24 protein-coding genes and 2 pseudogenes are annotated in these 20,496 nt (G+C 27.3%); 24 read left to right on the top strand and 2 right to left on the bottom strand.

Going from position 1 to position 20,496, the window contains the following annotated elements; all coding sequences use genetic code 11:
- From CQA44_RS12605 to CQA44_RS13240, 6 genes and pseudogenes are all read left to right on the top strand, one after another.
- Positions 1–1,017, top strand: a 1,017-nt coding sequence (locus tag CQA44_RS12605; protein WP_115546877.1) for a transcriptional regulator, incomplete at its 5' end; no start/stop codon positions are given.
- Positions 1,014–1,703 (top strand): annotated as a pseudogene (locus CQA44_RS08695) (Fic family protein); the annotation flags it as partial. The gene CQA44_RS12605 and the pseudogene CQA44_RS08695, both read left to right, overlap by 4 nt.
- Before the next feature lie 234 nt (positions 1,704–1,937).
- Complete coding sequence (locus tag CQA44_RS08700; protein WP_115546879.1) at positions 1,938–2,843, top strand: Fic family protein; 906 nt, start codon at positions 1,938–1,940, stop codon at positions 2,841–2,843.
- 46 nt (positions 2,844–2,889) lie between these two features.
- Positions 2,890–4,185: a transcriptional regulator gene (locus tag CQA44_RS08705; protein WP_181881844.1), complete on the top strand. Its 1,296-nt coding sequence runs from the start codon at positions 2,890–2,892 to the stop codon at positions 4,183–4,185.
- A complete protein-coding gene (locus tag CQA44_RS08710) occupies positions 4,182–5,627 on the top strand; it encodes a 3'-5' exonuclease (protein WP_115546880.1) in 1,446 nt (481 codons plus the stop codon). Before CQA44_RS08705 ends, CQA44_RS08710 begins: the two co-directional genes overlap by 4 nt.
- Positions 5,611–6,402: a hypothetical protein gene (locus tag CQA44_RS13240; RefSeq protein WP_258864964.1), complete on the top strand. Its 792-nt coding sequence runs from the start codon at positions 5,611–5,613 to the stop codon at positions 6,400–6,402. Before CQA44_RS08710 ends, CQA44_RS13240 begins: the two co-directional genes overlap by 17 nt.
- A gap of 132 nt (positions 6,403–6,534) precedes the next feature.
- On the opposite strand, the gene CQA44_RS08720 is transcribed toward CQA44_RS13240, so the two are convergent.
- Positions 6,535–6,795: a hypothetical protein gene (locus CQA44_RS08720; protein ID WP_115546881.1), complete on the bottom strand. Its 261-nt coding sequence runs from the start codon at positions 6,793–6,795 to the stop codon at positions 6,535–6,537.
- A gap of 290 nt (positions 6,796–7,085) precedes the next feature.
- Between CQA44_RS08720 and CQA44_RS08725 the strand changes: the two genes are divergently transcribed.
- The 17 genes from CQA44_RS08725 (at position 7,086) to CQA44_RS08805 (ending at position 19,683) form a co-directional block, all read left to right on the top strand.
- Positions 7,086–8,030 (top strand): hypothetical protein, encoded by a 945-nt coding sequence (locus CQA44_RS08725; protein WP_115546882.1) that lies wholly within the window; start codon positions 7,086–7,088, stop codon positions 8,028–8,030.
- Positions 8,030–8,287: a hypothetical protein gene (locus CQA44_RS08730; protein WP_115546883.1), complete on the top strand. Its 258-nt coding sequence runs from the start codon at positions 8,030–8,032 to the stop codon at positions 8,285–8,287. The genes CQA44_RS08725 and CQA44_RS08730 overlap by 1 nt, the downstream gene beginning before the upstream one ends.
- Complete coding sequence (locus CQA44_RS08735) at positions 8,287–9,090, top strand: hypothetical protein (RefSeq protein WP_115546884.1); 804 nt, start codon at positions 8,287–8,289, stop codon at positions 9,088–9,090. Before CQA44_RS08730 ends, CQA44_RS08735 begins: the two co-directional genes overlap by 1 nt.
- On the top strand, positions 9,087–9,350 hold the full coding sequence (locus CQA44_RS08740) for a hypothetical protein (protein WP_115546885.1): 264 nt from the start codon (positions 9,087–9,089) through the stop codon (positions 9,348–9,350). The genes CQA44_RS08735 and CQA44_RS08740 overlap by 4 nt, the downstream gene beginning before the upstream one ends.
- Positions 9,351–9,367: 17 nt before the next feature.
- Positions 9,368–10,174, top strand: a complete 807-nt coding sequence (locus CQA44_RS08745) for a thiol peroxidase (protein WP_115546886.1) — start codon at positions 9,368–9,370, stop codon at positions 10,172–10,174.
- A 10-nt stretch (positions 10,175–10,184) separates the two neighbouring features.
- On the top strand, positions 10,185–10,820 hold the full coding sequence (locus CQA44_RS08750) for a hypothetical protein (RefSeq protein ID WP_115546887.1): 636 nt from the start codon (positions 10,185–10,187) through the stop codon (positions 10,818–10,820).
- Positions 10,821–10,828: 8 nt separating this feature from the next.
- Positions 10,829–11,356 carry a hypothetical protein gene (locus CQA44_RS08755; RefSeq protein WP_115546888.1) on the top strand — a complete coding sequence of 176 codons (528 nt, stop codon included), beginning with the start codon at positions 10,829–10,831 and terminating at the stop codon, positions 11,354–11,356.
- Positions 11,353–12,171, top strand: coding sequence for a hypothetical protein (locus tag CQA44_RS13245; protein WP_258864965.1), 819 nt, complete (start codon positions 11,353–11,355; stop codon positions 12,169–12,171). Before CQA44_RS08755 ends, CQA44_RS13245 begins: the two co-directional genes overlap by 4 nt.
- Positions 12,168–12,995 carry a hypothetical protein gene (locus CQA44_RS08765; RefSeq protein ID WP_258864966.1) on the top strand — a complete coding sequence of 276 codons (828 nt, stop codon included), beginning with the start codon at positions 12,168–12,170 and terminating at the stop codon, positions 12,993–12,995. Before CQA44_RS13245 ends, CQA44_RS08765 begins: the two co-directional genes overlap by 4 nt.
- Before the next feature lie 13 nt (positions 12,996–13,008).
- Complete coding sequence (locus tag CQA44_RS08770; RefSeq protein WP_115546889.1) at positions 13,009–13,479, top strand: hypothetical protein; 471 nt, start codon at positions 13,009–13,011, stop codon at positions 13,477–13,479.
- Positions 13,480–13,505: 26 nt separating this feature from the next.
- A complete protein-coding gene (gene abiEi / locus CQA44_RS08775; RefSeq protein ID WP_115546890.1) occupies positions 13,506–14,096 on the top strand; it encodes a type IV toxin-antitoxin system AbiEi family antitoxin in 591 nt (196 codons plus the stop codon).
- Positions 14,097–14,969 carry a nucleotidyl transferase AbiEii/AbiGii toxin family protein gene (locus CQA44_RS08780; protein WP_115546891.1) on the top strand — a complete coding sequence of 291 codons (873 nt, stop codon included), beginning with the start codon at positions 14,097–14,099 and terminating at the stop codon, positions 14,967–14,969.
- Positions 14,970–14,971: 2 nt separating this feature from the next.
- Positions 14,972–15,295 (top strand): hypothetical protein, encoded by a 324-nt coding sequence (locus CQA44_RS08785; protein ID WP_115546892.1) that lies wholly within the window; start codon positions 14,972–14,974, stop codon positions 15,293–15,295.
- 26 nt (positions 15,296–15,321) lie between these two features.
- Entirely contained in the window at positions 15,322–15,984 is a 663-nt protein-coding gene (locus tag CQA44_RS08790; protein ID WP_115546893.1) for a Fic family protein, read from the top strand.
- 21 nt (positions 15,985–16,005) lie between these two features.
- Complete coding sequence (locus CQA44_RS08795) at positions 16,006–17,817, top strand: TraM recognition domain-containing protein (RefSeq protein ID WP_115546894.1); 1,812 nt, start codon at positions 16,006–16,008, stop codon at positions 17,815–17,817.
- Positions 17,818–17,948: 131 nt separating this feature from the next.
- Positions 17,949–19,082 carry an ATP/GTP-binding protein gene (locus CQA44_RS08800; protein WP_115546895.1) on the top strand — a complete coding sequence of 378 codons (1,134 nt, stop codon included), beginning with the start codon at positions 17,949–17,951 and terminating at the stop codon, positions 19,080–19,082.
- A complete protein-coding gene (locus tag CQA44_RS08805; protein WP_181881845.1) occupies positions 19,072–19,683 on the top strand; it encodes an RloB domain-containing protein in 612 nt (203 codons plus the stop codon). The genes CQA44_RS08800 and CQA44_RS08805 overlap by 11 nt, the downstream gene beginning before the upstream one ends.
- 118 nt (positions 19,684–19,801) lie before the next feature.
- Here CQA44_RS08805 and CQA44_RS08810 read toward each other — a convergent pair whose 3' ends face one another.
- On the bottom strand, positions 19,802–20,269 hold the full coding sequence (locus tag CQA44_RS08810) for a hypothetical protein (protein ID WP_115546897.1): 468 nt from the start codon (positions 20,267–20,269) through the stop codon (positions 19,802–19,804).
- Positions 20,270–20,394: 125 nt separating this feature from the next.
- Here CQA44_RS08810 and CQA44_RS13515 point away from each other — a divergent pair.
- A pseudogene (locus CQA44_RS13515) lies at positions 20,395–20,496 on the top strand (hypothetical protein); the annotation flags it as partial.

A 20,496-nucleotide genomic window follows, 5' to 3' on the forward strand; every position in this document is an offset into this window, starting at 1 on the left:
TTAATGGATTACATTGATATTTCCTTAGGACTTTCTTTAAATGATTCTTATTGGATTATTCCAGCTACTAAAGATTATCAATGGAGAGATTTTAATCTCTATGATAATGAATTTAGTGAGGCATTAGAGCGTGTATCTTTTGGAGAAGAATTACAAAAAGTTCAAGGCTTTACTAGCTCTCCTGAATATACCACCAATGGAATGCTAAAAAAATGTTGGCATAGAGATAATGGACAAATTTATCTTTATAAGGGTTCAAGTGAAATGTATAATGGTTTTGGAGAAGTTTATAGTGAATATTATATGGCTCAAATTGCTGAAGTAATGGAATTTGATTATGTGCCTTATGATATAAAAGAATTTCACAATCAAATTGTAAGCTCTTGTCCTCTCTTTACCAATGAGAATGAGGGTTATGCACCTATATATTATTTTTTGGATAAAAAATTCTACCAAATCAAAGGATTAGAGCTTATAGAGCAGATAATGACAATCTATCCAAAAGAAAGACTCATAGACCTTATGCTTTTTGATGCACTTATTTGTAATAGTGATAGACATTTAGGTAATTTTGGAATGATAATAGATAATAATACAAATGAGATTCTACGACCTGCCCCTATTTTTGATAATGGTGTATCAATCTTTTCCTTGATAAAGTATCCTAATGATGAATGGCTAGAGAAAAAATCTCTAAATAAACATTCTTGGTTTAATCTTAGCTTTAAAGAGCAACTTTATCGCTTTGCAAGAGAGAATCATTATAATAATCTCCAAAAACTCTCTAACTTCACCTTTAAAAGACACAAAGAATTTAATTTAAGTGATGAATGGCTAGAGCCAATAGAAAAGTGTATTAGAACTAGAGCAAAAAAAGCAATGCAGTTTATAGAGGAAAAGCATATAGATTTAACTGATAAAATAGATATATCACAAAGCAAAGACCCTAATACTCTTTCTATAAAAGAAAATAATGTTTTTAAAACTCAATCAAATAAAATAGGGCATAAAAGATGAAATCTTTATTGCAATACTTGCTTTATGAAAAAAATAAGGCTTGTAAAAATGGTTTATATCATCACACACAAATTTCTTTTGCATATAATTCTAATCACATTGAAGGAAGCACACTTAGCAAAGAACAAACAAGATATATTTATGAAAAAGATTCTTTTTTAGCCAATGAAAATCAGATTATAAAAACTAATGATATTTTAGGAGCTAAAAATCACTTTAGAGCTTTTGATTATATCTTAGATACCGCCTTTTTTTCTTTAGATAAAGATTATATTAAGAAGCTTCATTTTTTAGTAAAGCAAAATTGCACTGATATAATGACAATAGGAGATTTTAAAAAAAAGCAAAATTTTGTAGGAAATATAAAAACTACTCCACCTAATGAGGTGGATAAAGAAATAAAAAATTTACTACAAAATTACAAAGAAAAAAATTCTATTGAACAAATTATAGATTTTCACTTTCATTTTGAGAAGATTCATCCCTTTGAAGATGGTAATGGTAGAGTAGGAAGGCTTGTGATGTTTAAAGAGTGTCTTAAAAATGATATTGTGCCTTTTATTATAGATGAGGAGCATAAATTATTCTATTATAGAGGCTTAAGGGAATATAACAATAATAAGGGCTTTTTAATAGACACTTGCCTTTCTTGCCAAGATAAATTTAAAGAGATTTTAGAATACTTTGATCTTACAAGCAAACAAGAGACTTCAAACCTAGATAATCTTATCAATGAAGTAACCAAAGCTAAGGGAGAGCTTGAAGTAAATAAAGTAGATTTTAAGCAAAACTTAGGAAAAGAATGCAAAGAATAGCTTTATCTCACAAGCAAAGTCCTAAGAAATAGGAGATAGTGCAAGGAATGTTAAGATTAAATATAATGTTACTAGACTTTGTAATTAAAAGGTAGAGCAATAACAATGGAATTTAGCGAATACAGCGAATATGACTTAAATAAAAAGATTAATCTTGAAAATATCAAAGTAGGCATAGGATTAAATAAGGTTGATAATCTTAATCCATCAATATATTTTTATCAAGCTTTGAATGAATCTCAAACTTACGAGGAGCTTGAAGAAAAAATAATCCATTATTATGCTAATCAACAAGAAAATAACTTCTCTCAAAGAGAAAAAGAGTGTGATTTGGTTTCCCAAAGAATTGCAAAATTCATTGATGATGAAGGTTTTTCTTTTTCTCCAATGAGCCTAAAAAATATTCATAAAAAAATATTTGATGGAGTTTTTAGAGAAGAATTGAAAAATTTTATTGGGGTTTTTAGAAAAGTGAATATATCAAAAGGTGAAGAAATTCTCAATGGAAAGGATTCTGTGGTTTATGCAGATTATAATGAAATTGATGAACTTTTGCATTATGATTTTATGCAAGAAAAGCATAAATATTATGCAAATCTAAGTGATGAGAAAAGAATCTTAAATATAGCTACTTTTGTTTCAAATATCTGGCAAATACATCCCTTTAGAGAGGGTAATACAAGGATTATAGCAGTATTTGCCATTAAATATATAAATAGTATGGGATTTAACATTAATAATGATATGTTTAAAGAACACTCAAAATATTTTAGAAATGCTTTAGTGTTAGCTAATTACTCTAATATAAAGTATAAAGTTACTGCGGATTTCTCATACTTAGAGAGTTTTTTTAAAAAGCTTTTGAGTAATGAAAAGATAGAACTAAAACCTATGCCAAAATGTTTGCCTTGTTTTTTAGATAATTTCAAACAAGATTTGTTAAGCAATGAAGCTAATACAACAATGTTTTCTACAAATAATGCTAACTCAAAACTTAGGAAAAGACATTGACTACTTTTATATCATTGGGTTTTATATATAAGGAGATGTAGAATAAATGCAATATATTCTAAAAAATAAAGATAAAGAAGTTTTGAGGTTTGAGACTTCAACCATAGAAGAGTATTCAGAGCTTGTTGGTAAATTTTTTACAACAAGTATTTCTCGCATAGAAATTATTGATGAAAAATTATTGCCAAGTTCCATAAAAACAATCAACACAAAAGAGGATTTAAACTCGTGGATACTTAATAGAAAAGTGCCTAAAAATAGAAGATATTTTGATGAAATTGTCTTATCTTATAAGCCTAAAAATAATAAAGAGGGATTAATGGATTACATTGATATTTCCTTAGGACTTTCTTTAAATGATTCTTATTGGATTATTCCAGCTACTAAAGATTATCAATGGAGAGATTTTAATCTCTATGATAATGAATTTAGTGAGGCATTAGCATTAACTGCATTTGGATTACATTTAACAAAAGTTCAAGGCTTTACTAGCTCTCCTGAATATACCACCAATGGAATGCTAAAAAAATGTTGGCATAGAGATAATGGACAAATTTATCTTTATAAGGGTTCAAGTGAAATGTATAATGGTTTTGGAGAAGTTTATAGTGAATATTATATGGCTCAAATTGCTGAAGTAATGGAATTTGATTATGTGCCTTATGATATAAAAGAATTTCATAATCAAATTGTAAGCTCTTGCCCTCTCTTTACCAATGAGAATGAGGGTTATGCACCTATATATTATTGTGTAGATAAAAAAATATTAGAAAAGAAAGATTTACGCTCCATTGTTGCCATAGCAAATGTTTATGGCAATGAAAACTTCCAAGATTTAATGCTTTTTGATGCACTTATTTGCAATATTGATAGACATTTAGGTAATTTTGGAATGATAATAGATAATAATACAAATGAGATTCTACGACCTGCCCCTATTTTTGATAATGGATTCTCGATGATAAATTATTTGACACAAGATGAACTAGTAAATATAAATAAAGCTTTAGGTTTAAAAGAAAGTTATTTTGGTTATAGCTTTGATGAGCAAATGAAAATATTTGTTGCAAATAGACATATCCCAAACCTCCAAAAACTCTCTAACTTCACCTTTAAAAGACACAAAGAATTTAATTTAAGTGATGAATGGCTAGAGCCAATTAATTATTATATTAATCAAAGAGCAAAACTTGCTTTAAAATTTATAGAAGAAAAGATGAATTCTACTTTAAATAAAGATGTTTTAATACATAAAGTCTCTAAAGAAATTAGAACAAATTCGCAAGATTCTACACAAGCCTTACTTAATACTAAAAACTCAAAACTTAGGAAAAGACATTGAATCTCACAGATGAGCAAACTCAAATTATAGAGCTTTCAAAGAAACTTAAAGCAAATGAGATTTTATCTATCCAAGCTTGTGCTGGAAGTGGAAAAACATTTACTCTAAGAGAGATAGTTTTAAATAATCCTAAGAAAAAATATCTTTATCTTGCCTTTAATAAAGCTATTGTTAAAGAAGTAATCTCTAAATTCCCACCCAATGTAGAGATAAAAACCCTCCATTCTTTAGCCTTAAGCTATACAAAGAAAAAGTTAGGAGTATTTCAAGTTATTAAGAGCTTAAGTGTGTTTGATATTGCTAAGATTTTTAAGGGTGAGAATCAGTTATTAATATTGCTTCTTGAGGAATTTAATCGTTTTTTAAGAAGCAATGAAGAGATTGCTTCACAACACTCTAATATTAAAATTCTCTATCAAGCAGTTCTTGATAAAAAACTGCCTATGTTTCATAATTTTTATTTAAAATTTTATGCTCTTGCAAAAGATAAGCATTTAGAATCTCATTATGATTGTCTATTGCTTGATGAAGCTCAAGATACTAATGCAGTTATGCTTTCTATTTTTCTACATAATAGATGTGCTAAAATTTTAGCAGGTGATACCTTTCAAAATATTTATGGTTTTAATCAATCCATTAATGCCTTTAATGTATTAAATCCAACTTATAACACTACGCTTAGCACAAGTTTTAGATGCACACAAAACATACTAGATTATGCTAATTTCTTTTTAAAGACATTTAGCACAAAAGACTTTATATCAATGCGTTCAAATGCTATACAAGGAAATATAATTCATAATAGAGCCTTTATTTCTAGGACAAATGCAGGAATGATAGAATTTATTGCTTCTTTGGAAGAAAAGGAAAGCAAAGATTTTTCACTTTTAAAAGAACCTAGAAAAATATTTTCGCCTATCTTTGCTATTTTGCATTTTAAAAAGGCTCAATTTGATTTAATCCCAAAAGAATATGCTTATTTTAAAAATTTTAATCACATAAAAGAGCTGTATTATTATATAGAAACAATCCAAGATAAAGAACTCTTAAGTGCTTTAAATCTTTTAAGAAAAGACCTAAATTTAACAAAACTTACAAAAAGGGTAAAAAATCTTTTTTATAATAAAAATGCTAAAAATTTTATTATCAATGCCCATCAAGCTAAGGGCTTAGAATGGGATAATGTGGTATTGCTTGATGATTTCTTTAGTTTAATGGAGATAAAAGAGAATATAATAATCCAAAAACAATCCAGCATAAAAGAGAAATTATATTTAGAATTAGAACAAGAACTTAATCTTTTCTATGTTGCTATCACAAGAGCAAAATATCAGCTTATAGATAAAAGCAAGAATTACAAATTTTGGTTAAATAGAGAAAAAATTAAAAATCTATCAAGTCATTCTACACAAGGGGATTTCATTAATGTTGCAAAATGCTAGAAAAGCAGAATCAAGAAGCTTTTTACGAGAACTTGAATTTTCACTTGTATTGATACAAAATATAAACGCAAGGGAATATTTTTTAAAAAATTTGAGTGAAGTTAATGTTAAACGCAATGACCCAAATATCACCAAAACAGGAGAAAGGGATATAAAAAGTGAGCTTTTAGCTTATCTTAGTCAAAGGGGCTATACTCAAACTGCAAATATATGGGCTAGAGCTTTGAGTATGGATAGAAAGGCTATTAATAAGCTTTTAGAGATTCTTCAAGTAAGGCTTTTAAAAGAGGGCATAGAGGGTATTTTAGAAATCCACTTGCAAGATAGAGAAATTAACTCTCCACACATTCAATTTGTTGGACTTCAAGCAGATAAGGCAGAATCTATTATAGCACATACTTTAGTAGAGCTTCAGTATGAGACAAGTGTAGAAAATGCACTAAGTAAAAAAGAATTTAGACCTTATTATAAAATAAACCCAAAAGCAAGATACCCAAAACATAGTGATTTACAAGAAAATATAGAATATTACAAAGCAAAAAAAGAGCAAGAAAGCAGCAAAGAGGAATTAGATAAGTTTATTAGTGAGTTTTATAATGAGCTACGAAACCTTAAAGGGAGGTTAAAGAAATTAAGAGAGAAGAAAATAGAACAAGTCCCCTTATCTATAACATTTGAAAGCTTTAATCAAAATAACTCTCAATTCTTACAAAAGCTAAGAGAAAAAAGAAGAGTATATAGGATAAGAAGATTAAAAAGAAGAAAAAGAAAATAATTAAAGCAATAAATAGAAATTTAACAAGACAACAAGTCATAGAGATTCTAAATTATATTTAGAAATTAAGTTTATAGTCTTATGTTGTATTTATTGGCGTATTCAACGATATTATTATATCCCTGCAAATTATCATTTGATAGCTTTTGGTCTAAATGTCCGTTGATGACATATTTGCAATAAATCTATTGCCATAAGAGTTGTAGCATTTTCTTTATATTCATCATTTACTAGGTTGTTATGTAATACATAGTTTTTATAGGCATTTAGAATAAATATTTCAGTTTGTAAAGTGGTATTTCTTTTAAATATCTTTGTGCAACATAAACAGATAGTTGCAATGATTAAAGCAAGAATAGTAACTATATCACTAATATCAAAGCTAAAATTCATTGTTGTGTGCTTTATCTTGTGTTTTTCTGTTTAGTTGCAATTTCTTTTAAAGCCTTTAAACCAGCATTAAAACTGCCTGTGAGTTTGGTATTTGTTTGGGGGTCGTGTTAGGTATGTTTCTTTAAATTTTGCAATGCGGGGTCAAAATTATTACAGAAATTCTTTTTGTTTTGTGTTTTATTGTAGTATAAAATATTTGTCTATGTTTTCAAATGAAATTTTTTAAGTTTATTTTTATGTTTTGAATTTTGTTTTTCTTTAAAATATGTCAAAAATTTTAAAGGAAAAATATGCTCATTGAAAAATCTATTGTTTTATTAAAAGAATTTGCTAGACAAAAAGAGGATAAGGAGTTTATTGAATTTGCTAGTAATCTCTCTTTATTCCTAGAAAAGCATAAACAAACATACAATGTGAATGATTTTCATATTTTTGTAAATTTGGTAGAGAAAAACACTAATCAAAGTGATGAAATGGCATTAAAAACTGCCATTTCTAGCATTTCTTTAGCAAAAGAATGCACACAGAATGGTTTTGTAGATTATGAAAAATTCTATAATAATTTTAAAGACTATATGATAGGCAAAGAAGCAAGGGTAAAAGATAATGAAATTATTTTTATTGAAGATAATCAAATATCAAAGCCAAACCAAGAATCTCTTATTAATGAGCTAAATAATTCTAAAAACTTAAATGATGCAAACTTACAAACAAACCTATTCATACAAGAATTAGAGAAATTGGTAGATTTAAGCAAAGATTCTCAAAATAAAACATTAGAAATCCAAAAAATAAAAGAACTTCAAAATGATGAATTTTATTTTAGTAATACACAAGAAGAAAGAGCAAATCAAGAACAACCAAACTTTGATGAATTAATAAGCTTTATTCACGATAAAGAACAAATCCACTATCCATTCTCTAAAGAAGCAACACTTAATAATCATTCTTTTATGAGTAATCTTTATGCAAATCTTAAGAAATTAAGTCATCAACAAATACAAAAGCTTGTTGATGAACTAAGAGCTAAAAATGAAGCTTTAAGAAATGAGATACAGGCTTTAGATACTCAAAAAATCAATATCACAAAAGAATTAAAAGAAGAGCTTACTAAGAATTATAAACTTACTACACTACAAGAAATTGATGAAAAAAATACATTAGAGAAAATAAGCACAGATAAGAAAGATAAGGGCTTTAAACAAGAAAATTATAAAAAATATAGGAAAAAATAATGAATGAGGCAATTCAAAAAGCACAATATCTTTTAAAAGCAAAAATATTCTATTTTTTATTTTCAAAATTAAATATTCTTATTTGCTTATTATGTTATTTCTTTGCTACGAGCCTTGATAGTTTTTTTATTTCTTATATAGCCCTAGCATTGTTTAGTTATAAGTTTATATTTTCTCAAACAAGAATGGATAATCCTTATAAAATTTTTTTACTTGATGCTATTAGTAAGTTTATAAAAAATCTAAGGAGCAACTAATGAAAAATATGGCACATTTTATACTCAATGACCTTCCTATTTCAAGTGAAATTAAAGAAAAAATTGCATTGATTAAATCTTCAAAGCTTGATTATCAAAGTTTTAATGACTTTAGGTTCTTAATGACAAATTTAGAAAACTTTGATGTGAATTATAAACTTAGCGAAAATAGAATCAAAGCAATTATCAATAATTTTATTAATAAATTTGTTTCAAACTTGAATGATTTTATTCTAAAAATTAAACAAGAGCAAACAGAATTAGAACTTTTTAATTCTAACACTATTTCCACACAAGAAAAACAAACAGAATCTTTTAAACAAAACAAAGATGAATATTTTTATAACTCCACCCCTCAAGCAAAATTTTTTCTTATCTTAGCTGAGTTAGAGAATATAAAAAATAAAGAAGAACATACTAAAGAAGAAATGAGCATTTTGTTAGAGAAAATCAATGAACTTGAACTCAATGGAGATGGATTGATTGAAAATCAACTAGAAGTTTTACATACAAGCAAAGAAATAGTGGGTGAGTATTTTTTATCTTTAAATAAAGAAGAATTCAGAGAACTAGAAGTAGAGAGAATGATTAAAAAAGTAGAATCTTTTAGCAGCAAAGAGGGAGAAAATAGCCTCTCTTTTAGTGAAAACACAAAAGATAAAGATTTAGAATCTTCTAAACTAAGAAATGTTGAACAAAGTCTTTTTAATGAAAATGACTTTAAAGAAGAAATAAATCAGCAAATTATTAAGCCCAAAGAAGATTCTTTAGATATTTATAAGCATACAAGGAAAAATCAATGAAAACTTTTAATTTATGGTTATTTTTTATGCTGTGTTTGAATACTTTATATGGGGCAAGTGCAAGTATTGCAATTAATACTATGAATACAGGCATTCAGAATCTTTATCAGCTTGTTTTAGAACAAAATAAATACATAGAACAGATAGTAAATATAGATAAACAAATTCTTTTTTTAATGAAAAAAGAGTCTCTTTTGATTAAACAAAGAAATGAGCTTCTTAATAATGCTTGGCATATAGAGGCTGAAAATGAATTTTAAATATTAAAGGAATAAAAATGGGAGAAATGCACAATAAGATTATTCTTATAATTTTTGTAATGATTTTTAATATAGTAGTTTTTAGTGGATGTGGTAGCAAAGATGTTATAGATACTAAACTTAGTTTTTTAAATGAGTTAGAGAAAAGTAGAGTAAATTTTAGTGAAAAAGAAAAAATAGAAAGAATTATTGCTTTTTATAAAAAGAAATTGAGTAATGTTGAGAACTTAGATATTGCCTTTGTTGAAAAGATTAGAGCAAATAATGATTTAGATTTTGATGCTTTTGTGTTTGATTTTAAGGTTAATGGAGTAAGTCAAAGAGAGATACTTTTTATTAAAGATAATTTTTTCTTTAGTGATTTTGCAAGTATAGAAACCCTACACACAAGCAAGGAAAAGGCTGTTAAAATCTTAGAAAAACAAGCAAATGAGGAAATTTTAAAGGCTTTAGATGAAGATAAGAATTATATTATTACTCTAGGTTTTGGAAAAAAAGAAATTTTTGTCTTTAGCGACCCTTTATGTCAATTTTGTAGAGAGCATTTAAAAGATATTGATGAAAAATACCTTAAAACTCATACTATTCATTTTATCTTTGTTAGTGTTCATGGAGAAGAGGGATTTAATAGAGCAAGTCTTATTTATGAAAATATTAAGAATCTAAAAAATGATACACAAAAATTAGAACTTATTAAGAGTTATTATAGCGATAGTATTAATCAAGAGCCATTATTCCAGCAAGTTGCACTTGATTTGAAGATTCTATTTGATAAATACCTTAATCTAGGTGTAAAGTATGTGCCTTATATCATTGAGAAATAAAGAGCATTGAATGGACTTGGTAGGTTCAAGCACACAACTCATAGCTACTGCCTTTACATTTGGTTTATCTGCCTTAGCTTTTGCATATTTGCCATTTATTTTTACACTTGTTAATGGAATGTTAAAGGCAAATAGCGGACATAATTCTCACTCATATTCAGTGCTTAGTGTTTTTATTATGGCTTTTATAGTGCATTTTATCTCCTGTGTAGCGTTTATGCTAGGAATAAAAATGCTTGATGTGCTTGGAGCATTGTATGAAGAAGACTATTTGCAAAATAAAATATTTTCTATCTTTTGGACAAGAGGAGAAAACAATGTTTTTTCTTTAGTAAATGCAAGTGGCAGTATGGAAGATAAGGGAGCTTATTTACAACTTTATATCGTGCAAGTTATAAGTGATTGGTTAATGATTATTGGGTTTTGGGTAGTTTTCTTTACCGCACTTTCTTATGCCTTTATCCAAACAAAAAGAGATGTAATGCAGTTTAACTTAATAAGTTTTCTCGTTTGGCTAATTATTGCAAATATTATTGGATATTTTGTGTATTTTCTATGGGCTAAGATTGCTACTTTAGCACTTTTTATCCCTGATTCTGACTTGATAAGTAAGGCTATTGAAACTTATCAAATAGCTCTAAATTAGAGAAAAAAATGAGTGATAAAGAATTAGAAATCTTTGAACTCTCTGAGAGATTAGCAAAACTATTAGGAGATAAAGAAGCTATTGCAAATTTAAAAAAGCTTTATAATAAACATCCTGAAATGTTTAAAGATATGCAGGATGTGTTTAATACAATTAGAGAAGTAGTAAATGAGCCTGATTTAATTATGACTAATCCAAAAGCTATTAGTGATAAGGATTTTATTGTTGCTAAACAAACATTAGGTTTTAATAATAAAAAGATGGGTGATATTGGTATTAGAAATGATGGAAATAAGAATATTATTTATCATATAAATAAACAAGATAAAAGGAATTTTAATCGTTTTGTTAGAAAAGCAGTTTCTAGTGAAGCCGTCCACTCCCTTCACACTCCAAGTCAAGCTTGGATGGGCGGTAATGATAAATCATCTGGTGTTAAAACACTTTTAGAAACCACTAATAACATTATACCACAAAAAGAATCACAAAACAAAGATGAGAATCAAACAAATAAACATTATAAGAGAAAAAAATGAGCAACAAAGAATTAGAAATCTTTGAACTCTGTGAGAGATTAGCAGAATTACTTGGAGATAAAGAAGCTATTGCAGATTTAAAAAAGCTTTATATAAATCATCCTGAAATGTTTAAAAATATGCAAGATGTGTTTAATACTATTAAAGAGGTAGTAAGTGAGCCTCAATTAATCATCAAAAATCCTAGACCTAAAAGTGAAAAAGATTATATAGCAGTTAAAAAACTCAATGAAGAAAAAATGGGGGATGTTGGAATTAGAAATGACAAGGGAACAAATATAATTTTTCACGTTAATTTATCATCAAATAGAAACTTTAAAAGATTGGCTAAAAAAGAAGTAGTTACTGGTGAAGCCGTCCACTCTCTTCACACCTCGAGACCTGCCGAGCTGGGCGGTAATAATCAAAAATTATCTGGTGCAAATGCACATTCAGTAACCACTAATAATTCTATTAAACAGATGTTGGTGGAGGCGTCATCTGCAAAAGCAGCACCCACATGGTCAGACCGTTACGCTGATAAATCATTTAATGATTTATCTAGGTGCAATAAAGCACTTTCAACATCTGCTAAAGATAGTATATCACAAAATAAAGATGAGAATCAAACAATGCTAAAAGAAGTAAAACAAAAGAATGAGGATTTTACAAAGTTAAGCATAGAAGAAAGAATTAAATTCTTACAAGAAAATCAAAAAGAAATTGCCAATATTAAAAAGGTGAGTGAAATATTAGATAATGAAAACAAAAGTTTGCAAAACAATCAAGAACAACCCACTAATGATATTAAATCTATAAGGAGAAAACGAAAATGAATGAAGCAAACACAATACAACATTATAATCAAAAAGAATCTATTGCTAATACTAAAGTGAATATAAAATCAAGCACTAATCAAAAAGAATCTCTTAATTTTAAATGTGAGCAATTTTTTGGCAAGAATTGGAAATATATCGCTTTCTTTATAGGTATTTCTATTCTAGTTTGTGCCTATGAGCTTAATAATATAAGCAATAAAATGCAAAAGCTAGAACAAGTTGTATTAGAAAATAATGAAAAAGTAGTTCTCACCACAAGTGATGGTAGAGCAATTAAGGTAACCAAAGAGCCTTTAAAGGCAGAATATTTAAAACAATTTGCAATTAGCACTTATATTAATAATTTCATTATCTCAAGAAGTCAGCTGACAAATAATTTTCAAAAAGCAGAATTTAAAGATTATGGTGAAGTTATGGATAATGTGCCACAAATTAGAAATATTTTAACTAATTTTATAGATTATAAGAGAGATGAGGAGAAAGCTATTGAAATTAATCAAGTGGCAGTAGGAGATTTAAGAGCTTATGTGCAATGGTTGATTTCTGCAACTGCACAAGATAAATTACCAGAATATATAGCTATTAAAGATTATAGTGTAGAGAAATATGAATATCAAGGTCAAAAATTTAGCACCGAAATTATCATTAAAGCAGTAGCACAAAGCTATATTCTTAGTGAAAATACCTACAAACAACAAAATGGTAATTTTAAAATTACTAGCACAGGTAGTTTTGACTTGAACAAATCTAGCGATATAAATCCCTATGGTATGCGTATAGAAAGTCTCAAAATAGAGCCTATTACAAAGGTAAAATCTTAAGGGAGGAATTGCTATGGAAAATAAAGAATATTATCAAAAAGTAGAAAAGTTAAATGAACAACTTGTTAATCTTACACTTTCTCTTCAAAATGAAGTCAAAGAGCTTAAAGAAGATACGCTTGTTAATGCTCAACATATTAATGTGCTAAAACAAAAAAACCTAAAAAACTTAAATATTGTCAATGCTAAACTTAAAGAACATATTGATAACACAGACGATTTGGCACAAAATTTGGCAAATACAGCTATACAAAAAGAAAACAATGATTATACATACTTTTTAAAGAGCTTATTAGAATCAGACTTTAAAGCTTTGCAAAATGAAATGTTAGAAAACACTAAAAGAGAGATTCTTAATCATCAATCTAGTAATTCATATCATACTAAAAATAGCTTAAATCTTACTACGCTATGTAATGTTCTAAGCATAATAAGCTTCATTGCTATTATAGTGATAACTGTGAAATACAGGCTATTTTTGTGAAAAGAATATCGTTTAAGTATATTTTTATGTATATAAACATAAAATATACAAATAAATATATTTTATGTAGAAATAAAACAATGACACAATTAGAAATGATTAAAATGTTAGATTTTTTAGAATCTAATTCTGTTTGGACTTTTGATATTAGCTTTGTTTGTGCCTATTTTAAAACCTCTCATAGACAAAATATCAAAATTGTCCTAAGTCGTTTTGTTAAAAATGGTTTAATTGAAAGGATTGCAAGAAATTTATACGCCAATCCAAGAGCTAAAAGCAGACCCTATTATATTTTAGAGCATATTGCCTCAACACTAAGACATAAAACGACAACATATTTGAGTTTAGAATCTGTTTTAAGCGAAGAAGGTCTTATTTCACAAATGCCAAATCGCTTGATTTTTATTTCTAAAAATAGAAGTCAAATTTTTAGAACACCTTATGGTATTATAGAATTTGTTTATACAAAAACCAAGCTAGAAGATTTACATAAAGATTGCTATTATGATAAAAAAAGAGGAATTTATATTGCAAATACACAGAAAGCAATTAGTGATATTTATAGGCATAATAGAAGTATAGATTTATACGAAGAACAATTAATTAAAGGAGTTTAAATGGATATTGAAAAACTTATACAAAAATATCCTCAAAATCTTAAGGATACAATCTTTAAAGAAATAATGCACTATGAAATTTTAGAAAGTCTTTTTAACATTCAAGATATTCAAAACACTCTAGTTTTTCAAGGCGGGACTGCTTTGAGGCTTTGTTATAACAACGATAGATATAGTGAAGATTTAGACTTTGTAATTCATAAAGATAGGGAGTTTAATAAGGACTTTATGTGTTATTTTAGAGATGTTTTTAGTGAGAAAATTATCAAAAAATATAATTTACAAGCAGAAATTACAGAACCCAAGAAAGATGATAGCATAGTGCAAAGATGGAGTGCTAAAGTATATTTACCAAGTAATAATAAAAAAACTAAAATTAATATAGAAATCGCAAATATTCCAAGTCATAGCAATCATTTTAAAGCCATTAAAAATAATTATGAAGAATTAATAAATAAAAGAATTTTTGTCCAAGTAGAAACACTTGAAGAAATTTTAGCTGATAAGATTTTAGCTCTTTCTCAAAGACCTTATTTAAAGTTTAGAGATTTGTGGGATATTGAATGGCTTAAGAACAACAAAATACAAATAAATTATGACTTACTTTCTTTAAAAATCAAGGATTATAAATGTGATAATTTCTTAGAATCTTTAGAAAAAAGAAAAATAGAGCTTAACAATCCAAACTTAGAAAAGAATTTTTTAAATGAAATGAGCAGATTCTTAGATGAAAAATATTTTATGCAAGTTAAAAATATTCATTTTTTTACAAATATACAAAATAGCACCATAAATGAAATAGATGAGATTCTTATAAACTTTAAAAATTTACAAGAAAAATTAGAAGTTCAATCAATACGAAAGAGGAGATAACAATGAAAAGGTATTTATTTATAATATTTTTTGTTTTTATTCAACCTATTTTAGCTTTATGCCCTGATTCAGCATTGCTTATGACTTATTCAGCAAAAACACTTTCTCAATATGAAAAAGGAGAATCTGATATTGCAACATCTATCACAGGCTTAACCCAAATAATCAATTTAGAGATTAATAAGCTTGAACAAAGCAACTTGAGTGAATTTAAAAATATCGAGAATCTTAAAGAATCAGAAGCCTTGATTAAACTCAAAAATAACTTTTATTATGAACAACAAAATGAGCTTCAAGGCATTATTAATACTATAAAAGCAGAATAAGTTATAGCCATAAACAAAGGGAGAGAATGACTTTAGAGGAAAATATTTTTTTAGCAAAAAGAAATTTGGTTGATATTATATGGAAATCGGCAAATTTAGAGGGGATTAATGTTACATTTCCTGAAACCCAAATGATAATAGATGGTTATAGTATTGCAAACAAAACAATCGATGAACTCAATGTTATTTTAAACCTTAAAAAAGCTTGGCAATTTCTATTTGACAATATAAATGAAAAAATTACTTTAAGCCTTATACAAGATTTTCATAGAATAGTAGGAAGAGATTTAATTTATAAATCAGGGTTTTTAAGAACAGCAGATGTAAGAATAAGTGGCACAAACTACAAACCAAAACTACCTATTGATTATGAGGTTAGTAGTAGTATTGAAGAAATCTTAAATGATGATAATCAAAAAGATATAGCTCTTAATTTAATGTTATATATTATGAGAAATCAATTATTCTTTGATGGGAATAAAAGAGTAGCAATGTTGTTAGCTAATAAAGTCTTAATCCAAAATGGGCTTGGAATTTTGTCTGTTTGTCAAGAATATATGAATGATTTTTTTACAAAGTTAATTAATTTTTATGAGAACAATGACTCTAATGAAATAAAAAAATTTTGTAATATTTATTGCATTGAGACTATGACATTTAAACAAAGCAAAAAATCAATAATGAAATAAAATTTTTAAGGAAAAATGATAATGCAAATAAAACAAAGTGAAATTCAACTCTATCGTCCCTATCAAAATAATCTTATTATTTTTTTGCAACAAGAATATATTCTTAAAAAAGTTTTGTTTGCTTGTGGGATACTTGCTTGTATTTTATCTTTCATTGCCTCCTTTATTACAAATGGAGTGAATATTATGCTTTTTATTATCGTTATAGCAGTTTTATATGCTTTTGTAATGATAAATTTATATTTTTGTGAGGAGAAAAAAGATACTAAAGAAGTAATTATTCCTAATGAAGTAAATAAAGATTATCTTATCTCCTTAGGAATAGAGGTTAAAAAATTCTATGGTGATGCCATAAAGAGTGCAAAGGCATTCAATAATAAAATTCGTCCTATTCTTATTAATGCTGAAACAATGAAAAGGCATTTTTTATGTATGGCTACTATCGGAGCTGGTAAATCTGTTTTAATGAAAGGATTAATAGAACAATACACACTTTTAGGTGGTGGTATGATGATAGTTGATGGAAAAGGAACAGATGAGTTTGCTAAAGAAATTTACGGGCTTGTTGCAAGTCTTGGTAGGGAAGATGATTTTGTGTATCTTAATTTCTTAGATATGGATAATACCCATACAATTAATCCTCTCTTAAGTGGAGGAGCTTTAAGTATCTATGAGATTCTTATTGCCTTACTCATAGGAGAAGAAAATGAATGGAAAGAAAAACAAAAAGAATTTATGAAATGTGTTTTAAAGCTTATGGTTTATAAAAGAGACAATGAAAAAGATTTTATTTTTGATTTTTCATCTCTTACTAATATGATGAGTTTAACTACACTACTTAAAGAAGCAATTAATTATAAACATTTAGCTTATAAAAATGTAGGTATAATGGATTTTGTGAAATATGTAAGCTCTACTATTGAAGTGGATATTGAAGAATTTTTAAAAGGCGATAAAGACGATAAAAAATGGCTTGATGAAATGTATAAAAAGACAAGTGGAGATGGACAGGGAATTTATGATGTCTCTGTTTGTGTTGGGGCTTGGCGAAATGTGCTAACTAATCTAAGCTCTGATTATGGACGTATTTTTAATGCCCCAAATCCTGATATATCTTTATGGGAAGCTACACAAAGAAATAAGATTATCTTTGTAACCTTACCTACTATGGATTCTGATACTACACCAAAAGAGCTAGGAAGATTATTATTAGGTCTTATTAAGGGTGTAGCTGCTCAAAAGGCTAAGTTTGCAAAAGAGCCAAGAATCCCTTTTGTATGTTTTTTAGATGAGTTAGGAAGCTATGTCATTGAAGGCTTTGGAAGATTAGAATCTAAAAGTAGAAGTTTGGGCATTTCTGTATTTCCATTTTTTCAAAGTCCAGCACAAATTGATGTGGTGGCTAAAAATGATTATGAAAGAAAAGAAATTATTGATGTAACAGGTGTGCATATCTTAATGAAAAATATGCACCCAGAAACTACTGAATTTTATGCAAAAATGGTTGAAAAGATAAAAGTAATGAGCAGGGATTTCACTAAAAGAAGAGATGGAGCTAAGGGACAAGGAAGCATTGAGGATACCTATAAAGTAGAAGAAAAAGATGCCATAGAACATAATGAGGTAGTGAATATGAATAATGGCGAAATGATAGTCTTTGCCAATGGTAAAATGCACAGAGCCATAGCTCAAGCTGAAAGCTCATTGCTTTCAATGGGCAAGAAAACAACTTATCAAGGAATGAGTAATGAGAAGATTCCCTTAACTCAATATGTGAGCAAGAGAGAATTTTTTAGTAAGGCAAGTAGTGTTTTAAAGAACTTACAAAAGTAATATGCTATAAGAAATGCCGTGCATTTTTAATCATAATTAGTAAATTTATCAAATCTTTAAAAAATTTTTATTAATATAAACAAATATTTTGTTTATATTATATTTAATTTATAAATGGATTGAGGAAAAATATGCTAAGAAAATTTAGAATAGCAGGGCTATATTCTTTTGGAGATACTTTACAAGAAGTAAGTTTTATTTCTAAGCCTAAAAGCAAATTAATGAATACAAAGTATGAGTTTAATTTTAATTTAGACCAAGCTAATAGACCTATGAAATCAGCTATATTTTTTGGTCAAAATGCCACAGGAAAAACAAATTTATTTTTAGGTATGAAATCTCTGCTTAATATTATAAAATATGGTTTGAGCTCCACTAAGAGAAGATTTATTTTAAATAATGCTTTTAATAAAAATTCTCAAATCGTCACTTTAGAGTTAGAACTATCTGATAATAACAAAGATATATTTAAATATAGCATTGCTTTTGATAAAGAAAGTATTAAGAAAGAAATTTTTAAAAAGAATGATAAGATAATTTTTAATTTTAATGAAGAAAAGGCTTCTTTTAACATAAAAGAATTAGATGAAAAAACGCTTCAAGATTTTTTTTCTAGGAAGTTAAGTGATAATATTTTATATACTATTAAAGATTTTACTGAAGTAAATAGGTTTATTAATTTGGCAAAGAATATTAATTTTTATGGGAGTAAGACATATTCTAAATCACATTCGCTTGATTGCGAAAAGTCTAAAAGAGATTATTTTGTGGAAAATAAAAAAAACATATTAACTATTTTCCAATTAATAGATTCTTCTGTTGATGACTTTAATTTTGAAGAGCTTGAAAAAGATGGAGAAAAAAAATATAGAATTGTATTTATAAGAAATCAGAAAAAATATAGTTGTCAGGAAGAATCAGATGGATTAAAAAAAATCTTCATACTTGCAGGTTCTCTTTGTGAGATGGCAAAAAGTGATAAAATAATTGTTATTGATGAGCTAGATTCATCTATAAGCACTAGAGCTTTGATTAAGATATTCAACGAAATTGTTAATAGTGAAGAAAATAAAAATGGGCAACTTATTGTTTCTTCTCATAATGTTTTACTCTTTGATGTAAGTTTTTTAAATTCTCAACAAATCTTTCTAATTCAAAAAAATGAAAAATTAGAGACTATAATTAAAAGTTACTATGAATATGATATTAGAAGTGAAAAGAAAAAATCTTATATTGATTATCTAAAGGGTTATTATGATGAATAAGCCTAATAATATCTGTGTAGAATTATGGTGTGAGGGGAAGACTGAAGAAAACTATTTTAATGGACTTATTGAAGAGCTAAAGAGCAATTTTGGTAGAGTAAAAGTAAAAATCAAGTTATTGCAGAAAAAATCTTATAAAAATATTAGCATATCGCTTGAGAAAGAATATTATACTGATAAAGTAGTAATAATTATTGATTTAGATAGAGCAGATACAGATATTAAAGAATTACAAAACTTAAAAAAATTAATTTCTATTATAAAAAAAGACAGCAAAAATAAATTTTTATTTTTAACTTATTGTGATTTTGAAGATTGGTTAAGGTATCATTTTAAAGATAAAACAAAAAATAGCAAAGAGAACTTCTATAAAAAAATGAATAAACAGAGTTCTAGCGAATTTAAAAGTGATACTATAAATATCTATGAAAGAATTAAATCAAAAGGTGGTAGTATAGATAATGCAGAGGACTATTTCAAAAAACGAAATAATTTGTTTTACAATAAGAATTTTAAGATAGATGACAATAATAAAAATAAAATACAAAGTAATTTATATAATTTTAGACAAACTTTAAAATCGATATTTAAAATAATGTGAGCAAGAGGGAGTTTTTTAGTAAGGCAAATAGTGTTTTAAAATCCCTAACTTCTTTGGATTAAGTAACAATATTATTTTTTTTAATTATGATTTCATTATCACCTCAAAATTATTTTTTTCACTCCATCACCCTAATTTCTCTGTATTTTCTACGAATAGGAAAGCATAATAAAAACATTAAAAGATAAATAACTGCTGTAAATAAAATAGCAAAAATAGGATTTTCATTACGATAGATTCCTAAAGATAGAGTAATGCCTAAGAGATAGGCAATGCCTATGGTAAGGATTGATAATATCCATAGATTCCATATTTCACACCAATTCCATAGTTTTGTGAAGTTTTTACAAGAGGATACTTTAAAATAACCATTTCCTTGATTAGTAGCAACTACTGCCACTTCATCACCGTTTTCAATGAGATAGGGACAGATTATATAAAAGGCTTTATTCTCTATTTTAAAAGTTTGTTTGGTTTTTGTGATAGTTCTTACCTTGCCTGTTCCTTTATGTATGTTTCCTTTCATCTCTGTGATAGTTTCTTTTTGCAGTTCGCTCACAGAGCCTCTAAAAATATCAAGTGCCATTCTAACCCTTCTTCTAATAAAATAATTCTATGATTGTAATCAAATCTTCAAGAAAGACAGCTTAATAAACAAACTAAGCGACAAATGCCCTTAGATTAAAGGACTACTGCTTTGATTACCAAAATGTTCCCTCAAAAGCGATGAGAAAATATGCTAAGGCATTTAGGAGGAATGATAAGGAGCGTTTAGAGGCATTTTATGAGGCAGTGAGCGCGGGTAGGGCAAAG

Source organism: Helicobacter sp. MIT 14-3879, assembly GCF_003364125.1.